Annotated in this window: 4 protein-coding genes; 3 read left to right on the top strand and 1 reads right to left on the bottom strand. The window is 71.9% G+C overall.

Annotation, left to right across the window (positions count from 1 at the left end; genetic code table 11):
- Window positions 1-227: 227 nt before the first annotated feature.
- Window positions 228-863: a TetR/AcrR family transcriptional regulator gene (locus tag AB0O00_RS30335; RefSeq protein WP_363657179.1), complete on the bottom strand. Its 636-nt coding sequence runs from the start codon at window positions 861-863 to the stop codon at window positions 228-230.
- Between the two features lie 429 nt (window positions 864-1,292).
- Here AB0O00_RS30335 and AB0O00_RS30330 point away from each other — a divergent pair, with 429 nt between their 5' ends.
- From AB0O00_RS30330 to AB0O00_RS30320, 3 genes are all read left to right on the top strand, one after another.
- Window positions 1,293-2,300, top strand: a complete 1,008-nt coding sequence (locus AB0O00_RS30330; protein ID WP_363657177.1) for a tetratricopeptide repeat protein — start codon at window positions 1,293-1,295, stop codon at window positions 2,298-2,300.
- 763 nt (window positions 2,301-3,063) lie between these two features.
- Window positions 3,064-3,726: a DUF6230 family protein gene (locus tag AB0O00_RS30325; protein WP_363657175.1), complete on the top strand. Its 663-nt coding sequence runs from the start codon at window positions 3,064-3,066 to the stop codon at window positions 3,724-3,726.
- Between the two features lie 132 nt (window positions 3,727-3,858).
- Entirely contained in the window at window positions 3,859-4,509 is a 651-nt protein-coding gene (locus AB0O00_RS30320) for a DUF6114 domain-containing protein (protein WP_363657173.1), read from the top strand.
- The last annotated feature ends 141 nt before the right edge of the window (window positions 4,510-4,650 follow it).

The following is a 4,650-nucleotide window of genomic DNA, read 5'->3' as shown; positions in this document are numbered from 1 at the left end:
ACCCGCCGGCCCCCCCCCGTCGGCGTGTTTGGTGTGGGCAGTATCCACCGCCCCACCACCCCCGCCACCATGTCCTGAGTTCGCATCCGCCCGTGAACCGTCTGCTGTTCCGCCGCCCCGCCGGACCCGTCCGGCGGGGCGGCGAAACAAACTGCGACTGGCCCACAGCTCTCCCGCCTTGTGCGCAGAAAGTCGGCCTGGACGACTTTCTGCGCAAAGGGGTCGTCTCAGTTGATGGTCAGGGGGCCGAGGAGCAGGTCGGTGAAGCGGCGGGTCCACTCGGGGGTGATCGGCTCGCCGCTGACCAGGACGCGGTGTTCGACCGTTCCGGCGATGGTGTCGAAGATGATGTCGATCTCCTCGCGGGCCGTCGACGGGTCGGTGTCCGGGGCGAGTTCGCCGCGCGCCTGGGCCGCCGCCCGGCCCTGGCGGACGAGCCGCTTCTGCGGGTCGACGATGGCCTCCCGGATCCGCCGGCGCAGCTGCCGGTCGCGGGTGCCCTCGGCGAACAGGGCGAGCAGTGCGGCCTGGGTCTCGGGCCGGGCCAGCAGGTCGGCGAACTGGGCCACCACCGCCTCGATGTCGGCGCGCAGGCTGCCGAGGTCGGGCATCACGAGCTCGTCGAAGAGGCTGGCGACGGCGTCCACGACGAGTTCGTTCTTCGACGGCCAGCGGCGGTACAGCGTGGTCTTGGCGACCTTGGCACGGGTGGCGACGTGGCCCATGGTGAGCCCGCCCCAGCCGAGTTCGGCGAGCGTCTCGCGGGTGGCGTCGAGGATCGCGAGGTCGGCGGCGGCGCTGCGGGGGCGCCCCTTGGCCCTGGCCGCGCCGGCCTCCGCCGGGGCGCCCGGGGCCGCCGGCAGCGCCGCGGCGGACGGGATCGCGGCGGTCGGCTGGCTCACGGGGGGCTGGGCGGCCGGCACCGGGCCTCCTTGCACGTTTTACTGGTAAGTAACTTGGGTGGGGCTGGTAACGGTAGCGACTGTCCGGCGGTTCGGACAGCCGGGCGGTCCGCGAAAGTGGGACAGGTCACGTCGCGGAACGGGCGGTGGGGCTTGCGGGCGGGGCCCCGGCTCCAGTTACGCTACGACTCGTAGCGAAAGCAGTGACAACCGGGCGCCGCTTCCTGTGGGACAGGGGCGGCGCGGGTGCGGGTGGGGATCCGCACCGGAGGTGGCAGGGCTACTTGGGGGAGTGCACGAGGCTCCGGGGAACGGCACCGCGCAGCCCGCGCGGGGCGACTTTCCCGAGGTTGGTGCTCGCGGGCGGCGCGAACGGGGGAGGATGGTGCCATGCAGCCACGGAATTCGCGTCAGAACAGCTCCGCCCTGCGTGGTGCGGTCGACCTCGCCGCCGTGAAGGCGGCCGGTGAGGCAGCCCAGAAGGCCGAGCAGGCGCGGGCCGAGCGGGCCCGCCAGGCCGCCGCCGCCGAGGCGGCCGGCATCGCCCCCGCCGAGCCCGCTTACCAGCTCGTCATCGACGTCACCGAGGACACCTTCGAGACCGAGGTCGTCCAGCGCTCCGCCGAGGTGCCCGTCGTCATCGACTTCTGGGCCGAGTGGTGCGGCCCCTGCAAGCAGCTCAGCCCGATCCTGGAGGGCCTGGCCGAGGAGTACGCCGGCCGGTTCGTCCTCGTCAAGATCGACGTCGACAGCAACCAGATGCTGGCCCAGCAGTTCGGCATCCAGGGCATCCCGGCCGTGATGGCCGTCGTGGCCGGCCAGCTGGTGCCGCTGTTCCAGGGCGCGGAGAGCGCGGCCAACGTCCGCAAGGTGCTCGACCAGCTGATCCTCGTCGCCGAGCAGCGCTTCGGCATCGTCGGCGGTTCGGGCGCCCCCGGCGCCGCGGACGGCGAGTCCGGCCCGGCCGGCGCCCCGCAGCGCTTCGAGGACCCGGCGCTCGCCGCCGCGCACGACGCGCTCGACCGCGGTGACCTCGGCGGCGCCATCCAGGCCTACAAGAACGTGCTGGCCGAGCAGCCCGGCAACACCGAGGCCAAGCTGGGCCTGGCCCAGGCCGAACTCCTGCACCGCGTCGAGGGACTGGACCTCCAGACCGTCCGGGCGGCGGCCGCGGCCGACCCGAAGAACGTCGAGGTGCAGCTCCAGGCGGCCGACCTGGACCTGGTCGGCGGTCACGTCGAGGACGCCTTCGGACGCCTGATCGACACCGTCGGCAAGACCTTCGGCGCCGACCGGGACACCGTCCGGCTGCGCCTGCTCGAACTCTTCGAGGTCATCGGCGCGGAGGACCCGCGCGTCGTGGTGGCCCGGGCGGGGCTGGCGCGCGTGCTCTTCTGAGCCGTGTCCCGTACGAGCCGTGTCCCGTACGAGCCGTGTCCCGTACGAGCCGCGTGCCGTACGAGCCGTGTGCCGCACGAGCCGTTTGGCACGGCGGGTGACCTGCGGTGTCGCTGGTGATTTGGCGACAATCCGGGCAACCCGGCCGACGTTTACCAAATCTTGATTTCACCCGTGGGTGGTCACCAAGTGTGACCACCCACGGGTGTTTCGGCGGTGTTTCCGGGGGATTTCGCCATCGCGATTCCTGCACGATGTCACGCACGGTGCAGATTCGGCCAAGTCCATGATCAACGTCATCGACTGTTGCATTACCCGTCAGTAAGGCACCTCTTGTGCTTCGCCCGGGATTCAAGCACGATCGGCCACGCCCGGTCCCAGACTCCTTCCCCCGACAGCCGGTCGGCCACGGGGAGCGCGGGATCCCCACCGGGTGATCCGCCGGTTCCGGCCGGCGGTAGGGAGGGCAGGGGGGTATCCGCGGTCCCACGGCGGTTCCTGTCCTTCGACCGGCCGCGTGCCCTGCGCGGTCGCTGGTTGTCGCTCGGGGGTGATCGCCGATGTCGTCGGTCCTGCCCGCCGCCCCACAAGGACGGCCGGTCCAGGGACGGGAGTGCCGCTCTACGCAGGCCGCTCCCGCGTCCGACGACGCCCAAGGCGCTCTCCGCTACCGAGGACGTAGCTCTCTCCCATCCCAGGCCCCCACCGGCGCGGGAGGCGCCGCCGGGGAGCCGGAGATGTACGTCCCAGAAGGAGGACTCGCATGTCCAAGACCTACGGCAAGACCCGCTGGAAGCGCTTCGCCCTGGTGATGGTGCCGAGCATCGCGGCCACCGCCGCGGTGGGCGCCGCCATGGCCAACAACGCCCTGGCCGCTTCGTTCAGCGTTTCGGGCCAGAGCTTCAAGGTCACCACGCAGGAGCTGCACGGCACCAACTTCGCCCAGTTCGGGTCGATCGACGCCGAGCAGAACGGCACCCCGCACCCGGTGGCCATCTCGGCCTTCGACTCGGCCACGATCAAGGGCCTGTGCCAGTCCGTGGTGACCGACCCCAACGTCATCCCCGGCCTGCCGTGGAAGCTGCCGAAGATCACCCTGCGCCTCGAGGCCGGCAACAGCGACGACGTGGCGAAGCAGGTCCAGGCCAAGAACCTGCTGATCGACCTCGACCAGCTGAACGCGGACGCGACCTTCACCAACATCAACATCGGCCAGGACGCCTCCACCCTCAAGGGCACCGCCACCCAGGGCTGGCACTCGAAGCTCGGCGGCCTGCCGACCGGCTCGGTCGGCTTCGCCCAGGCCGCCGACAAGGCCGACCTGACCAACGTGCAGCAGCAGGCCTGGGCCACCTCGGCCGGCACCTTCACGCTCAACGGCCTGAAGCTCCAGCTGCACACCGACGGCACCGGCGAGTGCTTCTAGGTCGCTGACGGGCGGCGGACCGGAACCGGTCCGCCGCCCGGACCGCACCTGCCGGGGGGCGGGGGCGGCGAGTTCGCCGACCCCGGATACCCACCCTGTCATCCCTCGTTCACACCATCGAGGAGCTCCATCGTGTCCAGCGCCCTTGCCGAGTACCGACCCGCCGAGCACGAGAACCCCGCCCAGTGGCTGCGCCGGGTGTTCCGTACCTTCCGTCGGACGAGGCCGTACTACGGCGGCCTGCTGGCCATGATCGCCGGCGTCCCGATCATGTACTTCCCGTACGCGAAGCTCTCGTTGGGCGGCATGTCCGTCACCATGGCCACCACGGCAGGCGCCGGTTCGCTGATCATCGGCGTGCTGTTGCTCGTGCTCGGGCTGACCGCCTGGTTCCAGCCGGCCGTGCGGTTCTTCGCGGGCGTCGCGACCACACTGCTGACGCTGGTCTCGATCCCGGTCTCCAACCTGGGGGGCTTCGGGCTGGCGATCCTGCCCGGCCTGATCGGCGGCGGCCTGATGATGGCCTGGGCGCCGCTGCCCGAGCCGGACGCGGCCGAGGCGGGCAAGGCCGAGAGCACCGCCAAGCCCGAGAGCGCCGCCAAGGCCGAGAGCGCTGCCAAGTTCGAGAACGCCGCCAAGGGCACTGCCTCGGAGGCCGCCATCGCCAAGTCGTCCGCGGAGACGGCCGCCGAGCCCACCGCCGAGGCGCCGACCGCGAAGCTGCCGGCTCAGGCCGACCCGGCGGAGCAGACCGCGGCTGTGGACCCCAAGGAGGCACGGTGAGCGCCACCGACGACCAACCGCAGCGGTCCGGGCGGCACGCCGCGCCGCGGGTGCCCGTCCGGGTGCGGCTGCGGGGCCGGGCGCTGGCGATGGCGGCGGTGCCGACGGCGCTGCTGATGGCCGCCGCCTACACGCCGAACC

This window comes from Kitasatospora sp. NPDC093558, from assembly GCF_040683475.1.
Lineage (GTDB): Bacteria > Actinomycetota > Actinomycetes > Streptomycetales > Streptomycetaceae > Kitasatospora.
This window is presented reverse-complemented; position numbering and strand designations above follow the sequence as displayed.